This is a genomic window from Streptomyces sp. NPDC091282 (assembly GCF_044757385.1).
GTDB classification, from domain to species: domain Bacteria; phylum Actinomycetota; class Actinomycetes; order Streptomycetales; family Streptomycetaceae; genus Streptomyces; species Streptomyces gramineus.
The window spans coordinates 244,271-270,010 of record NZ_JBIVUX010000002.1; the positions used below are offsets into that span (position 1 = coordinate 244,271).

Here is a 25,740-nt window from a genome sequence, read left to right on the forward strand (position 1 = left end):
ATCACGGGCCGTCTCCCGGCCGGTCACGCCCGAGTGATCGCCTGGATGCCGTATCGGGGCCGCTGCGGATGCCGCTCCGGGCGCGCGGAAGGGTGCCCGGGCCGTCAGCCGGACCCGTCCCGGCCGGGAAGGGTCTCCGGGACGGCGGCCGGTACCGCGTCGGCGGCGAAGGGGAAGGGCGGGGTGGTCCGGGTGTGCCGCCGGGTCCGTGCCGTGACCAGGGCGGACAGCGCGAGCGCGGAGGACGCCGAGACGGCGCCGGCGAGGACGAGGCCGGTGCGGGCGCCGAGGGCGTCCGCCGTCAGGCCGGCCAGCGGGGCGCCGATCGGGGTGCCGCCGAGGAGGACGAGGAGGTGGACGGCGAGGACGCGGCCGCGCAGCCGCGGGTCGGCGTGCAGCTGGATCAGCGAACTCGCCGTGGCGGTCACGGTGACCGCGGCGAAGCCGGTGGGGACCAGCAGCGCCATGAAGGTGCCGTAGTCCGGCGTGAGGCCCAGTGCCGACTCCAGTGTGCCGAAGACGACGGTGGCGAGGATCAGCCGTCGCCGGGTGGGCGGCCGCGCGCGGCCCGCTGCGTGGATCGCGCCGGCGAGGCTGCCCAGGGCGTAGGCGGCGGAGAGCCAGCCGAAGGCGGCGGCGCCCGAGTGGAAGACGGTGACGGCCACCAGCGAGATGGTGACCTGGAAGTTCAGGCCGAAGGTGCCGACGACGGCGATCACGCAGACCGGCAGGAGCAGGTCCGGGGTGGCGGCGACGCAGCGGAAGGCGTCGGACAGCCGGGGCCGGCCGGGCGTACGGTGGCCCGTCTCGCCGGGTCCGGCCGTCCGGACGGTGGCCAGGCCGTACAGGACGGCCAGGTACGACACGGCGTTGACCAGGAACACGGGACCGGTGCCGAAGGCGGCGACGGCCAGGCCGGCGAGGGCGGGGCCGAGGACGCGGGCCGCGTTGAACTGGGCGGAGTTCAGGGAGACCGCGGTGGCCAGGTGCTCGCGGGCGACCAGTTCGCAGAGGTACGCGTTGCGGGCCGGGCCGTCCAGGGCGGTGGCGGTGCCGAGCGCGAAGGCCAGCGCGCAGACGGACGGCAGGTCCACCGCCCCGCTGACGGTCAGCAGTCCCAGCACGAGCGACTGCGCCGCCATGGCGGTCTGGGTCAGGAGCAGCAGCCGCCGTCTCGGGAACCGGTCGGCGAGGACGCCTCCGGCCAGGCCGAACAGGGTCTGCGGCAGGAACTGCAGCGCGGTGACGACGCCCACCGCGCGGCCGCTGTCGCCGGTGAGGTCCAGGACGAGCAGGTCCTGGGCGGCGCGCTGCATCCAGGTGCCGACGTTCGAGGTGAGCTGTGCGAGCAGGTAGCGGCGGAAGCCGCGGGCGGCGAGCGTGGCGAGCATCCCGCTCATGGCGTGCCGGGCGCGGGGCCGGCCGGGGCGGGGGCCTCGGCGTCCTCGACGTGGTGGAAGGCCGGGTGCGGATGCATGAGGAAGGCGTGGTGGGAGATGTTCCAGGCGTAGGCGCCCGCCATGGCGAACGCGATCCGGTCGCCGGTGCGCAGCCGGTCCACCGTGGTGACGCGTGCCAGGACGTCCTTGGGCGTGCACAGCTGTCCGACCAGGGTCACCGGCTCCCGCCGGACCTCGGGGCGGCTCCAGGACGGCAGCCAGGTGTCGTCGGGGATCACCTCGAAGGGCTGGTCGTGCTGTTTCGCCGCCGGGGTGCGCAGATGGTGGGTGCCGCCGCTCAGCACGGCGAACGCCTGCCCGCGGCTGGACTTGAGGTCCAGGACCCGGGTGACGTACCAGCCGCAGTACGCGGTGAGCGAGCGGCCGGGCTCAATGCGCAGGGTGAGGCCGGGACGGCGGGCCAGGAGGGTACGCAGGCCTGCGCCGAACGCGGGCCAGTCGAAGACCTGGTCGGGGGCCGTGTAGTCGACGCCCATCCCGCCTCCGACGTTGATCTCTCCCAGGTCGGCTCCGCGATGCGCGGCCCACTCCTCGGACCAGGTCAGGACCTCGTCGACCAGGGCCAGTTGGTCCTGGGCACGGAGTCCGCTGGCGAGGTGGACGTGCAGGCCGTGCAGCCGGACGCGCGGGTCGGCCGCGATCACCTCGAGGCAGGCGTCGAGGCGTTCGGGGTCCATGCCGAAGGGGCCGGGGCGGCCGCCCATGGCCAGGGCGGCCGGGCCGACGCCGACGTCGACGGGCGGGTTGACGCGCAGCAGGATCCGGGCGATCCCGTCGCCCAGCACGGTGGTGAGCAGGCGCAGTTCGTGTTCGCTCTCGACGTGCAGCCGCTCCGTCCCGGAGTTCAGCGCGCGGGTCAGTTCGGACTCGGTCTTGCCGGGTCCTCCGAAGGCGATCGGCGCGCCGGGCACGTGCGCGCGGACGTGGGCGAGTTCGCCGCCGGAGGCCACCTCGAAGCCGTCGACGAGGGCGGCCAGGGTCCGCAGGATCCGCGGGTCGGGGTTGGCCTTGGCCGCGTACAGCAGCTCGACGCGTTCCGGCAGCGCGGACCGGATCGCCCGCACGTGGTCGCGCAGGGCCGTCAGGTCGTAGACGTAGGCGGGCAGGTCGTCGTCGGTCAGGGTGCCGACCAGGTCGCGGACGGCGGGCCTCACCGGGCCGCCTCGCGGGGGAAGTCCGCGCCGAGCGGGCTGGGCAGCGGGACGTAGGTGGCGTGCCGGTCGGCCTGGCGTGCCCAGCGCAGCAGGAGGTTGGCCTTGGCGGGCAGCGGGCAGCGGGACGCCGGACAGCAGGGCGCGCAGGCGGGGCGGTTGGCCCGCGGTGCGGGCGTAGTCGGCGAGGTGGTCGCGGACCAGGCCCCAGAGGGCGGGTTCCCGTGCCGGGTCGAGGTCGGCCAGGGCGCCGAGCAGGTCGGCCGTGTGGTTGACCAGGAGGCAGTAGGCGACCCGGTTCCAGCCGCGTTCGGCGTCGTAGGAGAGGGATTCGCGGACCTCGTCGGGGAGTTCGGCGAGGGCCTGCCGGTGCGGTCCCGGCAGGAGCTTGGTGCCTTCCAGGTCGCGGAAGAGCATCTGCGCCGGTGTGCCGTCCGCGTGGACGCCGACGACGACGTTCTGGAGGTGGGGTTCCAGTACGACGCCGTGCTCGAAGTAGGCGGCCAGCACCGGGGGCAGCAGCAGTCGCAGGTAGGCGTCCCACCAGGCCAGGACGTCGCCGTCGCCGCGGGCGAGGAGGTGCGAGACGTGCGCCGGGCCGGTGGGGTACTCGTCCGCCACGGCGGCGGCGAGCAGGGGGGTGACCCCGGGGCGGAGGTGGCCGCGCAGGCCGGAGCGGACGATGACGCCGAGTCCTTCGAGGAGGCCGGGTCCGCCGTCGAGGGTGCGGTAGCCGGGCTCGGCCAGCAGCGCGCAGCCCGGGTGGCGCCGGGACAGGCCGGCGAAGACGGGCCGCAGCAGCCGGTCGAGGGCGACGGCACCGGGCAGTTCGTACCGGGCGTGCCTGCGTACGCAGTTGGTGAGGCGGACGTTCAGGCTGAACTTCAGGAAGACGTCGCTGCCGGGGTGGTAGAGGGTGCGTACCGACGCGGTCGGCACCAGCTCCGGGCCGGCCGGGCCGGTGTCGACGACGTCCCCGGCGGCCAGGGCCTCGCGCAGCCGGGCGTCGCCCTGGAGCAGCCGGTACTGCCAGGGGTGCACCGGCAGCATCGCGAACTGCGGTCCTGACGGCGGGCACAGTGCGTCCATCTCCGCCAACTCGCCCTCTTCGACGATGAGATGCCGACGTACGGCGAGGTGGCGCAGCCGGAAGCGGGCCCCGGTCTCCGGGCCGTGCGCCAGCCAGTCCGCGGGGTCGCCGGTGCGGGCCTTGGGTGTCGGGTGGAACCGGTGGCCGAACACCAGGGACTGCTCGGAGGCCACGTACGGGTCGGCGTGCGGCGCGGACGCGGCCCGCTTCTCCAGCACGGTGCGGATCGTCTCCCGGCTGTCGGCCACCTGGGAGACGAACTCCTCGTTGGCGACGCCGGTGCGCAGCTCCAGTTCGTCCTCCACGAAACCGGCGAGCTGCCGCCAGTCCACCGGCGTCCAGGTGCCGTCGGCGAGCCGCTGCACCGGGCCCTGGAACCGGTGGGCCCCGATGAGCGAGGTCCGTCGCAGCCGGGCGCGGAGCAGGAGGTCGCGGCGCGGCAGTCGCAGCAGGAGGTGCCCGTCGGCGACGGTCACCTGGTGTTCGGGGGCGGAGACCTCGCGGATCAGGCAGTTGAGCAGGGTGTGGGCGGTGACGGCGTCGGCCGTCAGGACCGGTGCGCCCGCCGGGGCGGTGCCGGGCCCGGTGTGGGGGGCGGTGTCGGTGGTCATGGGGTCGCTCCAGGGGACGGCGTGCGGCGGGGTGGTCAGCGGCGCGGGGCCAGCGGGTTGGGCGGGTACGTCCACTGCGCCGTGCCGGGGTTCGCGGACAGGCGCATGGCGACGGTCGCCTTCAGCGGCATCGTGTCGCCGAAGAACGCCGCGGCGTCCTCGCTCTCCGGCAGGCCCGCGTACACCTCGCGGCCCACTGCGGCCACCGCCTCCCACAGCGCCCGGGGATCGGCGCCGCGCGTCCGGGCGAGGACGTCGACCAGCTCGCTGAAGACGCCGCTGACCAGGCCGCCGAAGAGTTTGGCGTGCAGCGCGCCCGGGTCGTCGCCCGCTCGGTTGCCGAGCAGCGGCGGCAGCGTGAAGCCGCACCGGGCCAGGCGCCGGGGGCTCACCCGTACGCCGTCCAGGTCCCGGTAGAGCACCCGTACCGGCCGTCCGGCACGGAGCACGACCAGGGTGTTCTGGCCGTGGGCCTCCAGCGCCACGCCCATGGAGAGCAGGGTCAGCGCAGGCGGCAGGACGAGTCCGGCGAGGTCCGCGAGCCAGCGCACCGGGTCCCCGGAGACCGGTGCGGCTCCTGTCGCGTGGACGGCGGTGAGCGGCACCGCGATCTCGCCGGACTCCAGGCAGCTCTCGGTGGACTCCCGGACCATCGCCGAAAGGCTCGCCGAGGGCCGCCCGTCCACCAGTACGGCGCCACCGCCCAGTTCCCGCAGGACGCGCAGCCGGTCGCCGTGCCCGGACTTGTCCAGGAGGGTGTGGACCAGGTCGGACAGCACCGGTCCGTCGGCGACCTCGGCCGGTGAGATGGTGCGCCGGTAGTTGGTGAGCTGCACGTCGAGCGCGGTCTTGAGGTGGTATCCGGACAGGGCGCCCAGCGGCAGCAGCGTGCGCAGGGACAGCAGGGGCCGGGCCGGGACCGTCTCCCGGGCGACGGCCAGGCCGGGGTGCCGGCCCAGTACGTGGTCGCGCTGCCAGGGGTGCAGCGGGACCAGGACCGTGTCGCCGTCGAGCAGTTGCCGGGGCCAGTTGCCGGCGCCCCGCCAGCGCTCGGCCGGGACGCGCAGCAGCGCGAGACCGACGACCGGGCGGTGCTCGGGGGCGTAGGCGAGCACGTCGGCGACCGACATGCCCGTCCGCGTCCGGCAGCAGGGATGCTGGGGATGGCCCTCGACGACCGCCTGTTCGGCGTCGGCGGAGTCGTGCGGCGGGGCCGCCGGGCGGAGCGCGTGCGCGGCCCTGGCCAGGGCCAGGTTGTGCACACTGTTGTCGAGTTCGGCCGCGAGCCGCTCCGCGGCCGGGGTCCGCAGGCCGAGCCGGGCCAGGAGTTCGGCCGGTTCGCGGATGGCGCCTTCGGGTCCGGACACGGTGAAGTCCGCGGGTACCTCGGCGAAGGGCCGCGCGCAGGACCGGGCCGCCGACAGCGAGCCGCCGCCTCGCAGATCGATCACGAGACGGTCGGACACCGTCCGGCGCCCGGTCACGCCGGGCACGGGTTCGCGTGCGAGCGCGCCCCAGAGCCGGCCGAGCACGGTGGCCCGGGCTCCGGGCAGCGCGGCCGAGCAGGGGTCCACCAGGTCCGGCCGGATGCGGCGCAGTTCGTCCAAGGGCATGAGGGGTCCCGGGTGTTCGGGGGGATGGGTGCGCGGTGCCCGACGAACGGCACCGGAGTCGCGACCGACGCTACGGGACGACGATCAAGCACGTGGCCAGCGCGGATGCAGCGCAGATCCCGGAATCGTACGAGGGGTCCCGCGCGCGGCTCGCCCGCGGTGGTCGACGTACCGGACGGCCGGCCCCTGTTGTACGGACGCTGTACCGGCGTTCGACAGCGGTCCGCCCGGGAGCGGCGCACCACGGCCCTCAACCCGCCGTCTCCGCAGCCGAGTTGTCCGTCGCAGTCCGGAGCCTGGTGCCGGTCGCCGTTCGAGGGTCCTGGCTGCGCGCTGGAGCGGGCCGGCGGTGTCCTGGATGTCGCCGTCCGGTGACTGCGCCGTCCGTGGTGAACCCGTGGGCGGCTCGTCACCGGCTCGGGGGAGCTTCCGGCGTTTGCGCCACGCGCTCGGGCGGAAGTCTGTGAGCCTTCCGGCATGCGCGTATTGCTGATCGAGGACGACGACCGGGTGGCCGGGCCGCTCACGGAGGGGCTGCACCGGTTCGGGTTCACGGTGGAGCACGCCCGCAGCGGCGCCGCCGGCCTCGCCGCGCCCGAGGCCGCCATGGTGCTGCTGGATCTGGGGCTGCCCGACATGGACGGCATCGACGTCTGCCGTGCGCTCCGGGCCCGTTCGGCGGTGCCGATCATCATGATCACGGCCAGGGACGACGAGGTGGACCGGGTCCTCGGCCTGGAGCTGGGCGCGGACGACTACGTCTCGAAACCGTTCGGCGTACGGGAACTCGTCGCGCGGATCCGGGCCGTCACCCGGCGCACCCGCCTCGCGAACCCGCAGACGGGTGACGCCGGGAGGGGGCCGTCCGCGGATCCGGCCGGGCCCGGGACCCGGCGGGTCCAGCTGATCGGCCCGCTGGCCATCGACCGCCGCACCCGGCAGGTGCGCCTGGACGACGCGCCGATCGCCCTGGCCCCCAAGGAGTTCGACCTGCTCACCTGTCTCGCGGAGGACCCGGGTGCGGTCTGCTCCCGCCGCCAGATCCTCGACACGGCGTGGGAGCCGAACTGGTTCGGACCCACCAAGACCCTCGACGTCCACATCGCCGCGCTGCGCCGCAAACTCGGTGACTCCGCCTGGATCGAAAACATCCGCGGGATCGGTTTCCGCCTGGTCCCGCCGCCCTGGACCGGCGCCGCGCCGGCCACCGCGGCGGTGCGCGGCGGAGGGGCCCGGTGACGCGCCGGATCCTGCTCAGCCATCTGAGTCTGATACTGCTCGTCCTGCTCGCGCTCGAAGTGCCGTTCGGTGTCTTCTACGCCCGCAGCGAGCTGTCCCGCTTCTCCCGTACGGCGCAGCAGGGCGCGATGACGCTGGCCGCGGTCTGCGAGGAGCGGATGGAGCACGGTCTGGCCGCCGATCTCCCCGCCCTGGCCCGCGCCTACGGGCGGCGCACCGGCAGCCGCGTGCTGGTCGCCGACCGCGAGGGGGTCGTCCTCACCGACACCGCCCGGGTCCTGACGGGCAGGGACCTGTCCGCCGATCCGGACGTCTCCGGCGCCCTGCGCGACCGTCCCGTCGCCGGGACCCGGAGCGACCCGTCCGCACGGGGCGACGTCCTCTCGGTGACCGTACCGGGCGGCTCGGGCGCCGCGGTCCCCTGCGTGGTGCGGACGGTGTACCGGCTGGACCCGCTCCGGGCGAAGGTCCGTGCCACCTGGCTGGCGCTGGCCGCCGTCGGGCTCGGCGTGCTGGCCACCGTCGCGCTGATCGGTTTCGTGCTCGCCCGCTCGATCACCCGACCGGTCAGGGCCCTGGAGCACGCCACCGCCCAGCTCGCCGAGGGCCGGCTCACCGATCCGCCCGCCACCGACCACGGTCCGCCGGAACTGCGGCGGCTGGCCGCGTCGTTCACGACGACCGCGGCCCGGCTCCAGCATGTGCTGCGCGCGCAGCAGGCGTTCGCCTCCGAGGTGTCCCACCAGCTGCGGACCCCGCTCACCGCGCTGCGGCTGCGCCTGGAGAACTTCGAGCCGCACCTCGCCCCCTGCGCCCAGGACAGTCTGGACACGGCGCTGGCGGAGCTGGAACGGCTCAGCCGGATGGTGCAGGGGCTGCTGGCGCTCGCCCGGCTGGAGAACTCCGCGACCCGGCCCGAGGCGGTCGATCTGGACGCCGTCGTCGCCGAACGCGCGGCCGTCTGGGCGGCCTTCGCCGACGAACAGCACGTGGGCATCGCCGTCTCCGGGACGACGGCCGCCCGGGTGTGGGCGGTCCCTGGGGCCCTGGACCAGATCATCGACAATCTGCTCTCCAACGCGCTGCGCGCGTCCCCTCCTCGGACCACCGTCACGCTGGCGGCGGCCGTCGCCCCGGGCGACGGCCACCGCGCGCCGCACCTGGCCGAGCTGCACGTCGTGGACCAGGGGGCGGGCCTGAGCGAGGCCGAACGGCACAGTGCCTTCGACCGGTTCTGGAGAGCGTCCGACGCCGACCACGACGGCACCGGCCTGGGTCTGCCGATGGTGCGGCAGCTCACCCGCGCGGCGGGCGGTGAGGTCACGCTGGAGCCGGCCGCGGGCGGCGGGCTCGACGCCGTGGTCCGGCTCCGGCTCGCCGGGCAGCACCCGTACCAGGAGCGGCCGGACGGCGCCGCGGACGACCGCGGGTGTCCGCGGCACCCCTGCGCGCACGGGGTGCGGGCCGCCGGGGGCGAGCCGGGTGCCGGGTGCGGCGCGGAATGCCGGCCGCCCCGGCGCCGGGCCCGGGTCGGGGCGGTCCGTCGTGGCGGCTCGCTAGCCGAGTGAGGTGAGGAGCGTGTCGAGCGCCTTGACCTCGGTGGCCTTGTCGGGGCTGGAGGCCCGCAGCGCCGTCAGGACCTGGTCGATCTCGCTGTCGAGGAAGTGCCAGGACCGGCCGTTCTTGGGCTCCAGGGCGGACTGGTCGTCGTCCCAGGCGGTCTCCAGGTCCCGCACGCGGGTGGTCGCCGCCGACTGGTCGCCCGCCTCGATCTTGGCCAAGGTGTCGGCGGTGATGGTGCGGAACTTCGCGATCTCGGCCGGCGGGAACGGAGAGGTGGCCTGCGCGGGGGTCAGGTGGACCGTCACGGGTGCGGGGGCGGCGTCCTCGCCGGCCGGGGCCGCGTGCGGCTGCTGGTGCGCCCAGACGAGGAGCGCGGCGGTCGCGACCGCCACGACGGCGTAGTAGCCGAGCATGAGCCGTTCGCGCGCCGGGTTCGCCGGGCGGGGCGTGCGAGCGGGCGCGTCGGTCTCGATGACGTCGCTGCGGCTGACCGTGAGGTACACGACGGTGGCGAGGATCGCCGCCAGGAAGAGCACGCTGGTGACCGCGGTGCCCAGGCCCAGGCCGCCGTCACCGCCGGGCGAACCGAGCCAGTCGCCGAGGTTGGCGCCGAGCGGGCGGGTCAGGATGTACGCCAGCCAGAAGGAGAGCACCGCACCGGCGCCCAGCCGCCATCCGGCAATGATCGCGACGATCAGTCCGAGGGGCAGGAACACGGACACGCCGGCGGTCCAGCCGGTCAGTTCCAGGGTCCAGTCGCCGGTCGCGGTGCCGAGGGCGAAGGTGACCAGGACCGCGAGCCAGTAGAAGAGTTCCCGGGGCCGGGTGGTGATGGTGTGCACCGACAGGGTCCGCTCGCGGGCGTACCAGATGCCGAAGACGACGGCCAGGAGACCGGCGAAGACACTGCTGCTCAGCGCGAGGGGCACGCCCTGGCTGTCGGTGAGGATGTCGGTGTAGAGGGTGCCGGTCACGCTGACCACCACGACGGTGAGCCAGTACACGAACGGGACGTAGCGTCGGGTGCGCAGCTGCCAGGTCATGACGGCCGCCAGCACCGCGGTGAAGATCAGTGCGGTGTTCACGAGGCCGACGCCGAGGTTCATGTCGATCCAGTCGGCGAAGCTCTCGCCGACCGTGGTGCACAGGATCTTGATGATCCAGAACCAGATCGTGACCTCGGGGACCTTGTTCAGCATCTGCCTGGCGGGCGTCCGGAGATTTTCGGGCGTCGTCGCGGTTGTCATGTGATCCTCGCCTGGAACGGGCGGCAGCACGGAGGGGGGCCCTCACGTCTGCGGACGGTGATGGTCGGGAAGGACGTGACCGGGCTCGGTCCGGAACGCGCGGGGCCGCGGTACGGCGTCGACCGCGCGCCGGAGCCTGCGGGCCGCTCGGCGTCGGGCGTGCGGCGGGGGCTCCGGGAGGGACCGGCCGGTGTTCGGTGGGTCATGTTTCGTGGGTCATGGCGTCCGACGGTGCCACCGGGAACCTGAACGCATCCTGACTGTCACCGTGCGCACCGGCGGGTGACGCGGCGGTGGACGACCGCTCCGAGGACGACGGCCAGGGACAGGGCACAGGCCATCACGGTGCCCGCCCCGCGGTCACCGGCGGGCCGGGCCAGCAGGTCACCGGCCCAGCTGCCGAGCGGGCGGGTCAGGACGTAGGTGATCCACAGACTCCACGCCGCGTCCAGGTCCAGCGCGAGGTGCGCGACGGCCACCGCGGCGACGACCGTCGTGAGGAGGACCGCGGGCAGCAGGCGGCCGGATCCGAGGTGCGCCGACAGCAGATCACCGGCCCCGGTGCCCAGCGCGGAGGCGGCCAGGACCGCCGCCCAGGAGAAGGCCTCCCGGCCGAAGGTGCCGACGTGACGGACAGACGGCATACGCTCGCGCCGGTACCGGGCGGCGCACACGAGCGCGAGGAGGGCCGCGAGGACCCCGGTGCCCGTCGCCCGCGGCACAGCGGCGTCGGCGAGACCGGCGCCGGTCAGCGAGGTGACGGCACCGACCAGCGCCACCGCCGGCCAGTACGCGCCCGGCAGGCGGGCCCGGAACCTGACCGCCAGGACCACGGCCAGCAGGACGGACAGCAGCGCCGACGCACCGGCCGGACCGAGCCCCGCCGTCCCGTCGAGCAGGTCCGCGGCGGCCCCGCCGACCGCCGTGCACACCGTGTGCACGATCCAGAGGGGGCCGGTGGCCTCGGGCACCTCGCTCCGGTACGGCCGGTCCCGGGAGCCGGGCGCCGGGCCGGCCTCCGGAACGGCCTGGCCTTCGGACGCTTCGTCGATCACCGCCCGACCATGACACCGGGCACCTGAACGCATCCTGACCGCGGACGGACGTGCACCGCCTCGGGCCCGGACGGGCGACGGCCGACGGGTAGATTAGGCATACCTTAGAAACACCGGGGAGGGACCTTGGCGAACGGGCGTCGGGACGAGAGACGTCAGCACGGCGAGCTCGTCGCGGACGTGCTGGCGGTGCTGTGGGAGGCCGGTGAGCCGATGACCGCGCAACAGGTGAACGCCGTACTCGACAAGGGGCTGGCCAGGACGACGACGGCCACCATCCTGGCCCGCCTCTACGAGAAGGGCACGCTGCGGCGGACACCGGTCCCCCGCGGTTTCGCCTACGAGCCGGTGGCGGACGAGGCGGGGCTGGCGGCGAGCCGGATGCGACGCGAGCTGGAGAGCGACCTCAGCCGCGATCTGGTGCTGAAGCGGTTCGTCTCGTCGCTGTCCGCGGACGACGAGGAGACGCTGCGCCGCCTGCTCCTGGAAGCCGGGGACGAGTCCTCGTGACGTACGTGCTGGTCGTGGTCGCGCTGACCCTCGCCCTTCCGTGGGGCGGGGCGGCCATGGCGAACAGCCTCGCCGGCCGGCTGCCGCCGCGCCGGGCGTGCCGGATGCTGACCGGCGCGGCCGTCCTGCTGGCCGGCGGGACCGTGGCGGCGCTGGTCGGCCTGTTCCACGTACCGTTCCTGGCCTCGCTGGAGCGGCTGCCGTTGTCGCGGGTGCTGGAGGTGTGGCCGGCGGCGGTGCCCGTCGCGGCTGCCGCCGGAGTGGTGATGCTGTCGCAACTGGCGCTGCTGGTACGGCGCGTGCTGCGGCACCGCTCGCTGCTCAGGCGTGCCTGGCTGTCGGCGGACGAGGGCACCGGCGGCGGGGACATGCTGGTGGTCCCGGGACAGGACGTGGACGCCTTCGCGCTGCCCGGCTACCGGGGGCGCCGCGGCCGGGTCGTGGTGACGTCGGGCATGGTGCGGTCGCTGAACCCGGGCGAGCGCGAGGTGCTGCTGGCGCACGAGCGGGCCCATCTGGCCGGGCGCCATCACCTGTTGTCGGTGGTGGTCGACCTGGCCGCCGTCGTGCACCCCGCGCTGCGGAGTCTGCGGGAGACGCTGGGCTTCCATCTGGAGCGGTGGGCCGACGAGGAGGCCGCCGCGGCCGTGGGCGACCGGCGGGTGGCCGCCGCGGCGATCGCCAGGGCGGCCCTGGCCGGGGCGTCGCAGCGCCGCACGGACCGCTATCCGCTGTTGTCGGTGACGAGCGGCCCGGTGCCGCGGCGCGTGGAGGCGCTGCTGCGGCCGGCGCCCGCGGCACCGCCCGGCCGTGCCGGACGAGCCGGTGCCGTCGCCCTGGCGGGATCGGTGGTCCTCGCCGCGGTGGCGGCTCTCGTGACGGCCTACGGGCTGCACGAGTACGTGGAGTACGCGGCACGCCGGTTGGTCGGCGCGTCCTAGGTCCGCGGTGACCCTGACGGCCCGTCATGGACCGCGATCGGCATCGTCGTTCCGTGACCGGGCCGGTCGGCCCGTTCCGGAACAGGGCCGACCGGCCCGCCTTGGAGGGTCACTTGGGCATCGGCCCCGCCGGCCGGCGGGGCCGCGCCGGGCCGGACCGGCGCGGCGGGCGGTCACTCCGAGTCGTCCCGCTGCACGAGGCGGTATCCGGTGCCGGACGGTCTGCGCCCGGGTCTGCGCGGCCGGTACGAGGAGGGGACGAAGGCCGTCGCCTTCGGCGGCCGGACGCGTCGCGCGGCGTCCACCAGAGCGACCAGCGTCGGCGAGGCCCGCCACATCTGGCGGAGTTTGTAGGTGCTGAGGCCCGCCGTGTCCGCGGCCGTCCCCCAGGACGCGCCCTGGCTGAGGGCCAGGAGTACGACGCGGACCATCGCCGGTGTCCTCGCGCCGCCGGGTTCGCGTCCGTGCGCGGCACCCAGGGCCGCGGCCGCCGCGACCGCATGGGCGAACTCCCGGTCACTCTCCAGCCATTGCCGCACCAGGGGTTCGGGCACTCCGGCCCACACCGCGGCGGCCTGCGGCGCGAGGCCCTGCGCGGTGGCCTGGAGAACGTCGGCCATCCGCGCGAGGCGTTCGTCGCGTTCGCTCGGCAGCCCGCCCAGAGAGGCGTGCAGCGTCTCTTCCACGGCGCTCCGGCCGGCCAGCCAGTCCAGTGCCCGTTCGGCCTTCGGCTCCGCGTCCCTGACCTCTTCGGCGTCGGGCCGGTGGCTCTCGAACATCAGCACTCTTCCGAGGCGGCGACGACGGACGCGGCGGCGGCCACCGGCGACACGCTCGCCCGAGGCCGTGCCGGTACCGGTGCCGTTGAGGGCGCGCAGGGACCGGCGGACACGGGAGCCTCGTTTCGCGCGAGTGGGCCGACGGCACGCGCGGATGCCCGGCCGCCACGAGTCTACGTAAATGTAGACAGTGAGAGAAGGCCACCTCCGTGGCGCGCGACCGGTACCGGTCGGCGATTTTGCTCCGCCATGACCTTCGCATTGCTGACTGTCTACAGACTTGTAGTCATGATGGATCGCGTCTTGGTTAGGTATGCCTACGCTAATGAGACCTCTCAGCGGCGGGGCCGGGCGGGGAGAGCCGCATGTGGGATGACGCGTTTCCGAGCTTTTTGATCGGACTGCGGGAGGGACTCGAGGCCGGGCTCGTCGTCTCCATCCTCGTGGCCACGCTCGTCAGGGCCGACGCCCGTTCCCGTCTGCCGCAGGTGTGGACGGGCGTGCTCGCGGCGGTCGCGCTCGCGATGAGCTTCGGCGCGGTCCTCACCTTCACCGCCGCGTCCCTGTCCGCGACCGCTCAGGAGGCGTTCGGCGGCACGCTCAGCGTGATCGCGGTCGCGTTCGTCACCGCGATGGTCTTCTGGATGCGCCGCTCGGCCCGCAGCCTGTCCGGCGCGATCAAGGAGCGGGTCACCGGCGCGCTGACCATGGGCGCGGGAGTCCTGGTGCTGACCTCCTTCCTCGCCGTCGGACGGGAGGGCCTGGAGACCGCGCTGTTCCTGTGGACCACCGCCCAGGCCGCCGGCGAGTCGGCCGGCCCGCTGACCGGCGCCGCGGTCGGCCTGGTCCTCTCGGTCGCGCTGTGCTGGGCCCTGTACCGGCGGGTCCTGAAGATCAACCTGACGAGGTTCTTCACCGCCACCGGCGCCGTCCTCATCGTCATCGCGGCCGGCGTCCTCGGGTACGGCCTGCGCGACCTGCAGGAGGGCGGTGTGCTGCCGGGCAGGACGGCCTACGCGGTCGATCTGAGCGCCGGTGTCGACGCCGGCTCCTGGTACGCCACCCTGGTCCAGGGCGTTTTCAACCTGACCCCGGTCATGACCTGGCTCCAGGTCCTCGGCTACGCCGGTTACCTCGCCACGGTGATGACGCTCTTCGTCCGCGGGGTGCGCACCCCGGCCGCCGGGCCCGCCGCCGGTACGGACGGCCCCGCCCGCACGCGTCCCGTGCGCCGCCGCCCCGGCTGGGTGGTGCCGGTCGCCGTCGTCACCGTCCCCGCCGTGATCGCGGGCCTCGCCGTCGCCCTCGGCCGCCCCAAGCCCGCCGCCGCGCAGACCGTCGCCGTCTCCGAGAAGGAGTGCGGCAACGGCTTCTCCGCGCCGAAGCCGGGCCGGCAGACCTTCCAGATGCACAACACCGGTGACAAGACGTCAGAGGTGTACCTGATCGCCCCGGACACCGGCGCGGTCTACGGCGAGATCGAGGGCCTGGCACCCGGCACCACGCGCGCCCTCGTCGCCACGGTGGCAGGCGGCAGTTACGCCTGGCGGTGCGTCCCCACCGGCGGCACCGCGGTCACCTCGCGGGCGGTCCGGGTCACCGGCGGAGGAACGGCGAAGGCGGTGGTACCGGTCTCCGCGCGGGACCTGGCCGCGCCCCTGCGGCAGTACAGGGAGTACGTCGACCGGGGGCTGGCCGCCCTCGCCGCCAGGACCCGCGTGCTCGCCGCCGACATCGAGGGCGGTCACCTCGGCCGGGCCCGCGCCGACTGGCTCACCGCCCACCGTACCTACGCCTCCCTCGGCGCCGCCTACGGCACGTTCGAGGACTTCGACCAGAAGATCGACGGCAGGGCCGACGGACTGCCCGGCGGCGTCCACGACAAGGACTTCAGCGGCTTCCTCCGCATCGAGTACGGCCTGTGGCACGGGGAGACCCCGGCCTCCCTCGCCCCGTCCGCCCGGCAACTCGCCGCCGACGTCGCGCAGTTGCGCAAGGCCTTCCCGCACCAGGCCTTCGACCCGTCCGACCTGCCGCTGCGCGCCCACGAAATCCTGGAGAACACCCTGCAGTTCGAGCTGAGCGGTGCCACCGACGAGGGCAGCGGCACCAACCTCGCCACCGCCGACGCCGAACTCGCCGGCACCCGCGAGCTGCTCACCGTCCTCACACCGCTGCTGACCAGCCGCGCCCCGCACCTGCTGCCGGCCCTCGACACGGACATCGCCCGGCTGCAGCGGCTTCTCGACGCCGCCCACCACGGCGGCTCGTGGACCCCGGTCGACCGCCTCGGCGCGACCGGCCGGGCCCGGATCGACGGAGCCACCGGCCGGCTCCTGGAGGACCTCTCCCCGGTGCCGGACCTGCTGGAGATCCGGAAGTCCGCCTGATGCCCGGCCCCGAACGCCGCCACGACACCGACCCCGCACCCAGGAAGGGGAACTCCCCCATGCCGTCCGCCGAATCCCCCTCCCCGCAGGGCGGTTGCCCCGCCGGCGCCGGCCGCCGCTCGTTCGTGCGGACGGCCCTGGGCGCCGGAGCCGCCGGAGCCGTCCTGGCCGGCGGCGGTCTCGCGCTCGCGGAGAGCGGGAGCGGCACCGCCGGGGCCGCCCCGCGGACGGAGAACGCCGCCGGGGTCCCCTTCCACGGCACCCATCAGGCCGGCATCCTCACCCCCGCCCCCGAGTCCGCCGCCTTCGTCTCCTTCCACGTGACAGCCGACGACCGCGCCGAGCTGGCCGACCTGCTGAAGACGATCACCGCCCGCGCCCGGTTCCTGACCGCCGGCGGCACCCCCGCCGACCTCGGCGTCGGCGCCCCGCCCTCCGACAACGGCATCCTCGGCCCGACCGTCCCCGCCGACGGCCTCACCGTCACGGTCGGCGTCGGCGCGTCCCTGTTCGACGACCGCTACGGCCTCGCCAAGGCCAGGCCCCGCGGCCTGACTCCGATGCGGACCTTCCCCAACGACGACCTCAGGCCCGCCGAATGCCACGGCGACCTGTCCCTGCAGATCTGCGCACAGCGGCAGGACACCGTCCTGCACGCGCTGCGCGACATCGCCAAGCACACCCGCGGCGGTCTGCAGATCAAGTGGCGCATCGACGGCTTCCAGAACGTGCCCCGGCCCACCGGCACCCAGCGCAACCTGCTCGGCTTCAAGGACGGCATCGCCAATCCAGACGTCACCTCGGCCCGCGAGACGGCCCGGCTCGTCTGGGCGGGCGCCGGCGAGCCGGACTGGGCCGCGGGCGGCAGCTACCAGGTGATCCGCGTCATCCGCATGCTGGTGGAGTTCTGGGACCGCGTCTCGCTCAGCGAACAGGAGCTGATGTTCGGCCGCCGCAAGGACACCGGCGCCCCGCTCGACGGCGCCCACGAGACCGACGTCCCCCACTACGCCAAGGACCCGCAGGGGAACGCGATCCCGCTGGACGCCCACATCCGCCTCGCCAACCCGCGCACCGCCAGGACCGACGACACCCGGATCCTGCGCCGCGGCTACAACTACGACCGGGGCGTCGACGCCGTCGGCAACCTCGACATGGGCCTGGTGTTCTGCTGCTACCAGCGGGACGTCAGGCGGCAGTTCGAGGCCACCCAGACCCGCCTGATCGACGAACCCCTCGTCGACTACATCTCGCCGACCGGCGGCGGCTACTTCTTCGCCCTGCCCGGCGTCCGCGACCACGAGGACTGGCTCGGCCGCGGCCTGCTCAGCACGTGAGCGACGGGCGGCCGCCGGGTCACGGGCGGCAGCGAGGCCCGATGCCCGCCGCCGTGCCGCCGCCCCGGTGACCCCGCCGACGGACCGGGCCGCCTCACGGCCGCCGCCACGCGCGCCGAGGCGGGCGGTACCGCGCCCAGGAAGCACCGCGACGGCCAACGGCGGGCCGAGAGCTCCGGCGCCGGGGCCGCCGGGACCGGACGCCGTCCGGTGCGTACGGGTGCCGCACCGCGCCCCGCCGTCCTGCGGCGACGCCCAGGCCGTCCCGACGTCCTCGGTGTTCCGCGCCAAGCTGACGCCACCGTGGCATCCGGGACCACAGGAGGCGGACGGCCCCGAGGCGGGCAGGACGGCGGAAGGCACGAGGCCGCCTGCACCGCAGTGTCCGGAACGGCGGCAGGCGCAAGGCCGACGGCACCGCGGTGACCGGAACGGCGGGACGCGCGAGGCCGAGGGCACCTCAGTCGCCGAGACAGCGGGAGCGCACAAGACCAACGTCAACCCCAGTCGCCGGAACAGCGGGAGCGCACAAGGCCGACGGCACCCCAGTCGCCGGAACAGCGGGAGGCGGACTGCGCCGCGGTCGCCGGGACGGTAGGGGCGTGAGGCGGGCGGCGCGGCGTGGAGGGGTGGTGGCGGGCCGTCCGGCAGGGGCAGGCGGTGGGCGCGAGGACGGTGGGTGGGTCACACCGCTTTGCGGTGGGCCAGCAGCGCCAGGACCAGCAGGCCGGGGAGCATCGGCAGCCAGCCGGTCAGCAGGCGGTAGCCGAGGACCGCCGCGACCGCGTCCGGCCCCGGCGCGCCGGCCGCCGTGAGCGCGAGGGCGAGCGCCGCGTCCAGCGAACCCAGTCCGCCCGGCGTGGGCAGCAGCGCCGCCGCGCCGGCGGCCACCAGGTAGGCCACGACCACGCGGCTCGCGGGCAGGCCGAGGCCGATCGCGCGGACCACGGCGAGGACCACCCCGGCGTGCAGCAGGGCGAACGCGACCGATCCGCCCCACAGCGCCCCGGCCCTCGCCCCGCGCCGGTGCACGTCCCGCACGTCCGCGAGGGCCCGGCCCAGCGCAGGTCCGAGGCGCACGGCGAGCGCGACGGCCAGGACGGCGGCCCCGGCCAGCGCCGGCCACAGGACCGTCGGGTGCGGGACCGGCACGGAGAGCCGGACCGTACCCGGCGAGGCGGCCAGCAGGGCCGCTCCGAGCACGCAGCGGACGATCCCGCCGACGGCCGCCTTCACCGCCAGCGCGGTCGCCGAGCGCCTGACCGACAGTCCGCACCGGGTCAGGAACCGCAGGTTGACCACCGCCGCGCCGGCTCCGGCCGGCAGCAGGTGGTTGGCCGCGCCGGCCGCGAACTGCGCCGCCACCAGCCGTCCCCTGGGCAGCCGTTCGGCCACCGCTCCCTGCTGGGCGACGGCCGCGCACACCCAGGTGCCCACCGCGGCGAGGCAGGCGAGCAGCAGCCACTCCCCGTCGGCGGCGGCCAGCCGGTCGGTGCCGCTGTCCAGGGTGTCCCGGTGCGCGGCGGCCACGCCTCCGGCGGCGGCGAGCACCGCCAGGGTGACTCCCAGCCGGACGTACGAAAGGCGGCCCGCGACGGCCGGCGGGGTCCCGGCCGCGGTCACGGCAGTCGCCTTCCGTGCCGTGCACCGGGTGCCGGGTAGGCCAGCAGGGCCCCGGCCGGCTCCTTCGGCCACGCGCGCGCGTACCCGGGCGGGCGGCCGCCGGGCGGTGCGAGGACGGCGAAGGGCATCTGGTGGGCCTTGCGTGCCAGCTCGGCCGGGGTCATGGCGGCGTCGTGCCCGGCCGTCTGGGCGGAGCCGCAGCCGGCGTAGACCGCGACGGGGACGGCGTCGTAGCCGCTGAGCAGGCACGGCGGCCTGATCCCGAGCGCGTGGAGCGCGGTGGCGGTGCGGGCCCAGTCGGCGCGGGAGGCGGCGGAGCCCCGCACGGTGTGCTCCAGGACGGCGACCTGCACGGCCAGATGGCCCGCCAGGCAGACCGCCGCCAGACCGGCGGCGAGGCCGCGCGCGGTCCGGCGGGCCGGGGCGGTGACCAGGTGGACGAGGCCGTGCGCCACGGGCACGGCGAGCAGGGCGTAGGCGGGCAGCAGGAAGCGGGGGGCCGCGTAGCCGATGAGGAAGAGGTAGGGCACCGCGGCGGTGACGGCGCAGACTCCGGGGAGCAGGACGGGCATCGCGCGCCGGGCACGCACCGCGGCCACCGCGCCGAGGGCGGCGAGGAGCGGCAGCGCGAACCACCACAGGGTGACCGGCAGGCCGGGCGCCGGTCCGGTGCAGGGCCGGCACAGGGTGCGGCCGCCGAGCGCCCGGACCTGGTCGGCCACGGCGAGGTGCAGGCCGAGGCCGCCCTGGACGGCGGACGCCGTGGACAGGCGCCGCGCGAGACCGCCGTAGCCGGCGTACGCCTCGATCACCCACTCGGCGCCGCCCGCCACCAGGCCCGCGGCCAGCGTGCCGAGGAGACGCGGGCGGCGCACGGCGAGGGCGAGCAGGGGCAGCACCACGTAGACGGCATCCATGGGGCGCATCCACGCCATCAGCGCCGCGCCCGCGAACACCCCCCACCGGGCTGCCCGGTCGGCCGTGTCCGCGCGGGCGCGCAGGAAGCAGCCGACGCAGCCCAGGGCGCCGACGGCGACCCAGTAGTTGGGCATGGCCTGCGGGCCGTAGAACAGCGTCACCCACAGCGAGCCGAACAGGGCGCCGGCCAGGGGCAGGACGGCGGTCCCGAGGTGGCCGCGCCAGACGCGCAGGGCGAGGTGGAGGGCGAGGCCGGAGAGGACGGCCAGGTAGATCCGGAGCAGGACGGTGGAGTCGGACCAGGTGGCGACCGGGGCGACGAGGAGGGAGATGCCGCGGGCGCGCGGGGCGCTGAAGTAGGCGGCGGGGACGTGACCGCTGACCTGGCTGACGTAGACGCCCTCGTCCCAGCCGAGTCCGAGGCCGGGCCGTACGAGGACGAGCTGGGCGAGCGTGAAGGCGGCCGCGACCGCCGCGAGCCGGGGCACGCCCCGGGGGCGCCTGGGCCGGACGGCCCGGCCCGGGAGGCGGGTGCGCGGGACACCGGTCGTCGTGGCGTTCGAGCCGCCGGTCATCTCGCACCTCTTGTCGTCGCACACCGCGGGGACCGCTTCCTCCTACAGCTCGTAGGAGGAGATCCCACCCTACGGCTTGTAGGGTGAGATGCGGGTGAGAAGACGTCCGGCGGCGCCGCGCGTTCAGCCGGGGGCGGGGCGGGCGAGTCCCAGGTCGTAGGCGAAGATCACCGCCTGGATGCGGTCGCGGGCGCCGATCTTGGCGAGGACCCGGCCGACGTGCGTCTTCACGGTGGACTCGGTCACCACGAAGCGGGCGGCGATCTCCCCGTTGGTCCAGCCCTTGCCGATGGCGACGAGGATCTCGCGCTCGCGTTCGGTGAGGGCGGCCACCCGCGGATCCTCGCCCGGATCGCCCCTCCGGGCCGGCACGTGCCGCGCGTACTCGTCGAGGATGCGGCGGGTGAGGGCCGGCGCGATCACCGCGTCGCCGCCGGCGACCGCCCGGATCCCGGCGAGGAGTTCCTCCGGACGCGCGTCCTTGAGCAGGAAGCCGCTGGCGCCGGCCCGCAGGGCGGCGTGCACGTACTCGTCGAGGTCGAAGGTGGTCAGCACGAGGACCCGGGACCGTCCGCCGGCCTCGGCGATCCGGCGGGTCGCCTCGATGCCGTCCATGCCGGGCATCCGTACGTCCATCAGGACGACGTCCGGGCGCAGTTCGGCGGTCCTGCGGACGGCCTCGGCGCCGCTGCCGGCCTCGCCGACCACCTCCGTCTCGGGGATGGAGTCGAGCAGCACCCGGAAGCCGTACCGCTGCAGTTCCTGGTCGTCGACGATGAGCACCGTGGTCACCGGGTGCCTCCCTGCGGTGTCAGGTCGAGGGCGGCCTCCACGGCCCAGCCGCCGTCGGCGGCGGGGCCGGCGGTCACGGTCCCTCCGTACAGTGCCGCTCGTTCGCGCATGCCCACCAGTCCCTGTCCTTCCTCGTTCCCCGGTCCGGGGCGTCCGGCGGTGCCGTCGTCCCGGACCCTGATGACCAGCCGTTCGCCCCGGACGCCGACCGAGAGGTCCACCCGGGTGCCGGCGCCGGCGTGCTTGAGGGTGTTGGTCAGGGCCTCCTGGACGATGCGGTAGACGGCCAGCTGCACACCCCGGTCCAGGGCGTCGACCTCGCCGACGGTCCGGTAGACGATCTCCAGGCCGGCGGTGCGTACGCCGTCGCACAGCGTCCCGATGTCCGCGAGGCCGGGCTGGGGACTGAGTTCGGGCGCCTGCCGGGTGCCGTCGGAGGCCTCGCGCAGCACGCCGAGCACGCGGCGCAGTTCGCCGAGCGCAGTCCGGCCGGTGTCGCCGATGAGCCGGAGGGCCTCCTTGCCGCGTTCGGGCGCGGTGTCCGTGGCGTAGGAGCCGGCGTCGGCGAGGGTGATGATGACGGCCAGGTTGTGGCCGACGATGTCGTGCATCTCGCGGGCCACCCGGGCGCGTTCGGTGGCGGTCGCGAGCCTGATGCGCTGGTCGCGTTCGGTCTCCAGGCGCGCCGCCCGCTCCCGCAGCCCGGCGAGCTGGGCCCGCCGGGTCCGGACCGTCAGGCCGACGGCCAGCGCCGCGGTCGCCGTGCTCAGCAGGAAGAACAGGGCGTCCCAGACCGACACGGCGGGCGCGACCCGTACCGCGACCAGCACCATCCCCGCCGCCATCACCGCGCACGCCCACGGCAGCCTGCGCAGCCGGCCGTGCAGGGCGAGGCTGTACAGGGCGATGAACAGGGCGACGTCCGCGCGCAGCGCCGCGCCCAGCGACCACTGCAGGACGAAGACGACGGCGATGGCGACGAACGCCGCCATGGGCCGTCGCCTGCGCCACAGCAGCGGCAGCACCAGTCCGGCCTGGAGGGCCAGCATGGCCGCCAGGGGGAGCCGGGTGAAGGCGAAGTGGAACCGGTGCGGGGCGTCGCCGTCCCCGTCGCCCGCGCCGCCGTGGTGCAGCAGGTCGGGCAGGCAGAACATGAGGAAGACCAGCGCCGTCACGGCGGTGTCCAGCACCCAGGGACGGGCGCGGTCCGCCTGCCGCAGCCGCTGGCCGGCCCGGGCGAGCCGGGCGGCCACCGGGCCGGTGTGGCCGATGTCCTCGGCCGCAGTGGTCGTCGTCAAGGTGGTCACCTGCCCATGGTGCGGGTCGTCAGACGTCGCTGCGCACCAGCCGGTGGGCGGCGGCCGCCAGGGCGAGCGCCGTCCAGCCGAGGAAGACCAGCAGTCCGGCGCCCGGCGACAGGGCCGTGGCGTCGTGGGTGAGGGCGAACATCGACTCGCCCGCGTCGGACGGCAGGTAGGGGCTGATGTGGTCCTGCCAGGAGCTGGGCAGCAGGGAGATCAGTCCCGGGAGAAGCATGAGGGTGCCGACGAGGACCGAGATGCCGCCGGCCACCGACCGGAGCAGGGTGCCGAGGGCGGTGCCGATGACGCCGACCAGGCCGAGGTAGAGCCCGGCGCCCAGCAGGCTCCGGACGACGCCCGCGTGCCCGAGGCCCATGGCGGCCGGCGTGCCGGACACGATGTTGCTGCCGGACAGGAAGGCGACGAACACGCCGAGCGTTCCCACCACCAGCGCGACCACCCCGAACACCGCCGCCTTGGACCAGAGCACGGGCAGCCGGCGGGGCACGGCGGCGAGCGTGGAACGGATCGTGCCGGTGGAGTACTCGCCCGCCGTGACCAGCACGCCGAGCACGCCGAGGGCGAGCTGCGCGAAGTTGGTGCCGAAGAGGGACAGGCTCAGGGCGGTGGCGGTGGCGAAGTCACGGTCCTGGTGCGCGGAGCCGATGCCGGACCGGTAGTGGGCGGCGGCGATCACACCGAAGGCGACGAGGAAGAGCAGGCCGAGGCCGAGGGTGATCCAGGTCGAGCGGAGCGACCACAGCTTGGCCCACTCCGAGGCGAGCACCCGCCGTCCGGTCACCCGGTAGGCGGGACGGGCGGGAGCCGCGGGGGACGTCTCGGCGGTGGTGGTGAGGGTGCTCATGCGGTGCTCCCGACGGTTTCAGGGGTCTCGGCGCTCTCGCGCGCGGTCTCGGCGGTCGTGGAGCCGTGGTACTCCACGGCGTCCCTGGTCAGGTTCATGAACGCCTCCTCCAACGACACGGTGCGCGCCGTCAGTTCGAAGAGCGCGATGCCGTGCTCGGCGGCCTTGAGGCCGATCTCGCGGGCGCTGAGCCCGCTCACCTGGAGCTCCTCGGAGCCGGACCGTCCGGTGATGGCGACGCCGGGACCCGCCAGCGCCTCCCGCAGCCGGGCCGGTTCCGCTGCGGCCACCTGCACGGTGTCGCCGCCGGCCGCCCGGACGAGGTCCGCCACGGTGGTGTCGGCCAGCAGCCGCCCGCGCCCCACGATGATCAGGTGGTCGGCGACCAGCGCCATCTCGCTCATCAGGTGGGACGACACGAACACGGTGCGGCCCTCGTCGGCGAGGGCCTTGAGCAGGTTGCGGATCCAGAGCACGCCCTCCGGGTCCAGCCCGTTGACCGGCTCGTCCAGCATGACCGTCTGCGGATCGCCCAGCAGCGCCGCCGCGATCCCGAGCCGCTGGCCCATCCCGAGGGAGAAGGCACCGGCCCGCTTCCCCGCCACGCTGCCCAGTCCGGCCAGTTCGATCACCTCGTCGACCCGGCGGCGCGGAATGCCGTGGGTCAGCGCGAGGGCCAGCAGGTGGTTGCGGGCCGAGCGGCCGGGGTGGATCGACTTCGCCTCCAGCAGCGCGCCGACCTCCTGGAGCGGTGCCCGGTGGCGGGCGTAGCGCTGTCCGTTGACGGTGACCGAGCCGCCGGTCGGGGCGTCGAGTCCGACGATCATGCGCATGGTCGTGGACTTTCCGGCGCCGTTGGGACCGAGGAACCCGGTCACGCTGCCCGGCCTGACGTCGAAGTCCAGTCCGTCGACGGCCGTTTTCTCGCCGTACCGCTTGGTCAGCCGCTGCGCCTCGATCATCCGCGTTCTCCCTGGGGGCCCGGGCGTCCGTCGCTTCCGACGCCTCACCTGCCACGCTAGGAGCCGTACCGGCCGGTCCCGTGGTACCAGGAGCCTGAACCGGGTGCACCACGTCGTACCCCGGTACTACGGCTCCGCTACCCGCGCCGGTTCGCGTGCGCGGCGGCCCCGCGGTGCTCGCAGCAGGCGTCGTCGTGCCGCTGCCCGCGGTGCCCCGCCGGGTCCGGCGGCCCGGCGTCCGCGGCGCACCGGGCCAGCTCCGCGCCGTCGAGCAGGCTCTCGCTGTCGGAGGCGGCGTTGGCGAGGCCGCCGCAGCACAGGGTCAGCAGCAGGGCGACCGCCACGAAGGGCAGGGTGCGGCGCGGCGGGGGCGGGGCGAGCAGGGCCCGCACCCGCTGGGGCACCGCTCCGCCGGTCGCGGCCAAGGCGGCCGGGCGTGCGGCGCCGGCGGTGGCGAGCGCCGCCCGTCCGACGGCGCGGGCGACGACCGTACGGCTGCCGACGCGGGCGGCGGCCTCCTCGTCGGCCCAGCGTTCCAGGACGAAGGCGCCCGCAGCGGCGAGCGGCCGCAGCAGCGGGCAGGCGGCGGCCGTGAGACGCCACACGGCCTGGAAGAGGTGGTGGCGGCACCGCAGATGGGCCCGCTCGTGCGCCAGCAGCGCCTCCAGTTCGACGTCGCCGAGGCAGCGCAGCATCCCCCGGGAGACCACGATCCGTCCCGGGGCGCCGGGCAGCGCGAACGCCTGCGGCATCTCGTCGTCGACCACGGCCAGTTCGGTGTCCCCGGGGATCCGCCCGCACTCCCGGCGCGCCCACAGGACGTGGCGGACCTGCCGCCGGGCGGCCACGGCCAGCGACCCGAGGCCCGCCACGAGGGCGAGGGCGCCGACGCCCGCGACGGACAGCGAGACCGGGTCCTCGGCCCGGAGGGCGGCGACGGACCAGTGGCCCTGCTCCGCGACCTCGGGGATCTGCGCGAAGCCGGTGAACGCCAGCAGGGCGAGCGAACCGAGCCAGCCGGCCGCGGTCACCAGCGCCGCGCAGGCCAGGGCCCAGGCGGCGGGCCGCGGCGCCGGGCGCCGGGCGGCCCGGGGGGCGAGCACGGCGAGGACCACGGTGACCAGGAGCGGGACGTAGACGCTGATCGTCACCGGCTCACGGCCCGTCGTCGCCGGGTCCGGTGTCCTGGCCGCCCAGCAGGCGGTGCAGCACCTGCTCGTCCTCCTCGGAGAGTTCGGACACGAAGCGGGACAGCACCGCCTCCCGGTCCGAGCCGCGCTCCAGCAGGCTGTGCATCTGCACGGCGGTCTGGGACGCCTCGTCGCGGACGGGCGCGTAGGCGTAGCCGCGGCCCGCGGGATGCCGGACGAGCATGTCCTTGTCGTACAGGCGGGACAGGATCGTCAGCACGGTCGTGTAGGCGAGGTCTGCGGGGAGCCGTTCCAGGACCTGGCGTGCGGTCAGCGGCCGGTCGGCGGACCACAGCACCGCGAGCACGCCGCTCTCCAGCTCGCCGCGCGCCCTCCTGCCGCCCGCACCGCTTCCGCCGCCGCGCACCCGCCACCCGCCTTCCGTCTCGGCCCACCAGCCTACCGGGGGCTACTACGGCTTGTAGAACGGGCCGCCGGACGGTGGGCCGCGGAACTACTACATCGTGTACGAGGTTATCTACTACATGTTGTAGAGTCCCGCTGCCCGCTCCACACTCGGAGGGACCA

Annotated in this window: 20 protein-coding genes and 1 pseudogene; 6 read left to right on the forward strand and 15 right to left on the reverse strand. The window is 75.1% G+C overall.

Annotated features, from left to right (window positions below; genetic code table 11):
- Positions 1-104: 104 nt before the first annotated feature.
- The 4 genes and pseudogenes from ACIQOE_RS08245 to ACIQOE_RS08260 form a co-directional block, all read right to left on the reverse strand.
- Positions 105-1,391, reverse strand: a complete 1,287-nt coding sequence (locus ACIQOE_RS08245; protein ID WP_401410483.1) for an MFS transporter — start codon at positions 1,389-1,391, stop codon at positions 105-107.
- 5 nt (positions 1,392-1,396) lie between these two features.
- Complete coding sequence (locus ACIQOE_RS08250; protein ID WP_401410484.1) at positions 1,397-2,614, reverse strand: type III PLP-dependent enzyme; 1,218 nt, start codon at positions 2,612-2,614, stop codon at positions 1,397-1,399.
- A pseudogene (locus ACIQOE_RS08255) lies at positions 2,611-4,312 on the reverse strand (IucA/IucC family protein). The gene ACIQOE_RS08250 and the pseudogene ACIQOE_RS08255 overlap by 4 nt, the downstream one beginning before the upstream one ends.
- A 35-nt stretch (positions 4,313-4,347) precedes the next feature.
- The gene (locus ACIQOE_RS08260; RefSeq protein WP_399009392.1) at positions 4,348-5,925 is read right to left on the reverse strand and encodes an IucA/IucC family protein; all 1,578 of its coding nucleotides are present in this window, start codon (positions 5,923-5,925) and stop codon (positions 4,348-4,350) included.
- Between the two features lie 477 nt (positions 5,926-6,402).
- On the opposite strand from ACIQOE_RS08260, the gene ACIQOE_RS08265 reads away from it, so the two are divergent.
- Both ACIQOE_RS08265 and ACIQOE_RS08270 read left to right on the forward strand, forming a co-directional pair.
- On the forward strand, positions 6,403-7,164 hold the full coding sequence (locus ACIQOE_RS08265) for a response regulator transcription factor (RefSeq protein ID WP_399009394.1): 762 nt from the start codon (positions 6,403-6,405) through the stop codon (positions 7,162-7,164).
- Positions 7,161-8,732, forward strand: a complete 1,572-nt coding sequence (locus ACIQOE_RS08270) for a sensor histidine kinase (RefSeq protein ID WP_401410487.1) — start codon at positions 7,161-7,163, stop codon at positions 8,730-8,732. Before ACIQOE_RS08265 ends, ACIQOE_RS08270 begins: the two co-directional genes overlap by 4 nt.
- On the opposite strand, the gene ACIQOE_RS08275 is transcribed toward ACIQOE_RS08270, so the two are convergent.
- Together ACIQOE_RS08275 and ACIQOE_RS08280 are read right to left on the reverse strand one after the other, a co-directional pair.
- Positions 8,721-9,974, reverse strand: a complete 1,254-nt coding sequence (locus ACIQOE_RS08275; protein ID WP_401410489.1) for a hypothetical protein — start codon at positions 9,972-9,974, stop codon at positions 8,721-8,723. The genes ACIQOE_RS08270 and ACIQOE_RS08275 overlap by 12 nt on opposite strands.
- Positions 9,975-10,237: 263 nt before the next feature.
- A complete protein-coding gene (locus tag ACIQOE_RS08280) occupies positions 10,238-11,029 on the reverse strand; it encodes a hypothetical protein (RefSeq protein WP_401410490.1) in 792 nt (263 codons plus the stop codon).
- Between the two features lie 126 nt (positions 11,030-11,155).
- Between ACIQOE_RS08280 and ACIQOE_RS08285 the strand changes: the two genes are divergently transcribed.
- Both ACIQOE_RS08285 and ACIQOE_RS08290 read left to right on the forward strand, forming a co-directional pair.
- A complete protein-coding gene (locus ACIQOE_RS08285) occupies positions 11,156-11,539 on the forward strand; it encodes a BlaI/MecI/CopY family transcriptional regulator (protein ID WP_351313656.1) in 384 nt (127 codons plus the stop codon).
- Positions 11,536-12,480, forward strand: coding sequence for a M56 family metallopeptidase (locus tag ACIQOE_RS08290; protein WP_351313660.1), 945 nt, complete (start codon positions 11,536-11,538; stop codon positions 12,478-12,480). Before ACIQOE_RS08285 ends, ACIQOE_RS08290 begins: the two co-directional genes overlap by 4 nt.
- A gap of 173 nt (positions 12,481-12,653) precedes the next feature.
- Here ACIQOE_RS08290 and ACIQOE_RS08295 read toward each other — a convergent pair whose 3' ends face one another.
- Entirely contained in the window at positions 12,654-13,259 is a 606-nt protein-coding gene (locus ACIQOE_RS08295) for a hypothetical protein (RefSeq protein ID WP_365559541.1), read from the reverse strand.
- A 365-nt stretch (positions 13,260-13,624) separates the two neighbouring features.
- Here ACIQOE_RS08295 and efeU point away from each other — a divergent pair, with 365 nt between their 5' ends.
- Both efeU and efeB read left to right on the forward strand, forming a co-directional pair.
- Entirely contained in the window at positions 13,625-15,649 is a 2,025-nt protein-coding gene (gene efeU, locus ACIQOE_RS08300; protein ID WP_401410493.1) for an iron uptake transporter permease EfeU, read from the forward strand.
- Between the two features lie 59 nt (positions 15,650-15,708).
- On the forward strand, positions 15,709-16,986 hold the full coding sequence (gene efeB, locus ACIQOE_RS08305; RefSeq protein ID WP_401410495.1) for an iron uptake transporter deferrochelatase/peroxidase subunit: 1,278 nt from the start codon (positions 15,709-15,711) through the stop codon (positions 16,984-16,986).
- Positions 16,987-17,670: 684 nt separating this feature from the next.
- On the opposite strand, the gene ACIQOE_RS08310 is transcribed toward efeB, so the two are convergent.
- The 8 genes from ACIQOE_RS08310 to ACIQOE_RS08345 all read right to left on the reverse strand — a co-directional run bounded on the left by ACIQOE_RS08310 (position 17,671) and on the right by ACIQOE_RS08345 (position 25,579).
- Positions 17,671-18,609 (reverse strand): lysylphosphatidylglycerol synthase domain-containing protein, encoded by a 939-nt coding sequence (locus ACIQOE_RS08310; protein ID WP_401410497.1) that lies wholly within the window; start codon positions 18,607-18,609, stop codon positions 17,671-17,673.
- Positions 18,606-20,102, reverse strand: coding sequence for a hypothetical protein (locus tag ACIQOE_RS08315; RefSeq protein ID WP_401410499.1), 1,497 nt, complete (start codon positions 20,100-20,102; stop codon positions 18,606-18,608). The genes ACIQOE_RS08310 and ACIQOE_RS08315 overlap by 4 nt, the downstream gene beginning before the upstream one ends.
- Before the next feature lie 123 nt (positions 20,103-20,225).
- Entirely contained in the window at positions 20,226-20,894 is a 669-nt protein-coding gene (locus ACIQOE_RS08320; protein WP_351313675.1) for a response regulator transcription factor, read from the reverse strand.
- Positions 20,891-22,192 carry a histidine kinase gene (locus tag ACIQOE_RS08325; RefSeq protein ID WP_401410501.1) on the reverse strand — a complete coding sequence of 434 codons (1,302 nt, stop codon included), beginning with the start codon at positions 22,190-22,192 and terminating at the stop codon, positions 20,891-20,893. The genes ACIQOE_RS08320 and ACIQOE_RS08325 overlap by 4 nt, the downstream gene beginning before the upstream one ends.
- A gap of 28 nt (positions 22,193-22,220) precedes the next feature.
- Positions 22,221-23,060 carry an ABC transporter permease gene (locus tag ACIQOE_RS08330; RefSeq protein WP_399009406.1) on the reverse strand — a complete coding sequence of 280 codons (840 nt, stop codon included), beginning with the start codon at positions 23,058-23,060 and terminating at the stop codon, positions 22,221-22,223.
- Positions 23,057-24,022: an ABC transporter ATP-binding protein gene (locus ACIQOE_RS08335; RefSeq protein ID WP_365559552.1), complete on the reverse strand. Its 966-nt coding sequence runs from the start codon at positions 24,020-24,022 to the stop codon at positions 23,057-23,059. The genes ACIQOE_RS08330 and ACIQOE_RS08335 overlap by 4 nt, the downstream gene beginning before the upstream one ends.
- A 137-nt stretch (positions 24,023-24,159) precedes the next feature.
- Positions 24,160-25,173: a M56 family metallopeptidase gene (locus tag ACIQOE_RS08340; protein ID WP_401410504.1), complete on the reverse strand. Its 1,014-nt coding sequence runs from the start codon at positions 25,171-25,173 to the stop codon at positions 24,160-24,162.
- A gap of 4 nt (positions 25,174-25,177) precedes the next feature.
- Positions 25,178-25,579, reverse strand: a complete 402-nt coding sequence (locus ACIQOE_RS08345) for a BlaI/MecI/CopY family transcriptional regulator (protein ID WP_365567501.1) — start codon at positions 25,577-25,579, stop codon at positions 25,178-25,180.
- Between the last annotated feature and the right edge of the window lie 161 nt (positions 25,580-25,740).

Coding starts and splice junctions, on each gene's coding strand:
- ACIQOE_RS08265 (WP_399009394.1), top strand. CDS start 6,403: ATGCGCGTATTGCTGATCGAGGACGACGACCGGGTGGCCGGGCCGCTC.
- ACIQOE_RS08245 (WP_401410483.1), bottom strand. CDS start 1,391: ATGCTCGCCACGCTCGCCGCCCGCGGCTTCCGCCGCTACCTGCTCGCA.
- efeB (WP_401410495.1), top strand. CDS start 15,709: ATGCCGTCCGCCGAATCCCCCTCCCCGCAGGGCGGTTGCCCCGCCGGC.
- ACIQOE_RS08295 (WP_365559541.1), bottom strand. CDS start 13,259: ATGTTCGAGAGCCACCGGCCCGACGCCGAAGAGGTCAGGGACGCGGAG.
- efeU (WP_401410493.1), top strand. CDS start 13,625: ATGTGGGATGACGCGTTTCCGAGCTTTTTGATCGGACTGCGGGAGGGA.
- ACIQOE_RS08275 (WP_401410489.1), bottom strand. CDS start 9,974: ATGACAACCGCGACGACGCCCGAAAATCTCCGGACGCCCGCCAGGCAG.
- ACIQOE_RS08315 (WP_401410499.1), bottom strand. CDS start 20,102: ATGACCGGCGGCTCGAACGCCACGACGACCGGTGTCCCGCGCACCCGC.
- ACIQOE_RS08330 (WP_399009406.1), bottom strand. CDS start 23,060: ATGAGCACCCTCACCACCACCGCCGAGACGTCCCCCGCGGCTCCCGCC.
- ACIQOE_RS08260 (WP_399009392.1), bottom strand. CDS start 5,925: ATGCCCTTGGACGAACTGCGCCGCATCCGGCCGGACCTGGTGGACCCC.
- ACIQOE_RS08335 (WP_365559552.1), bottom strand. CDS start 24,022: ATGATCGAGGCGCAGCGGCTGACCAAGCGGTACGGCGAGAAAACGGCC.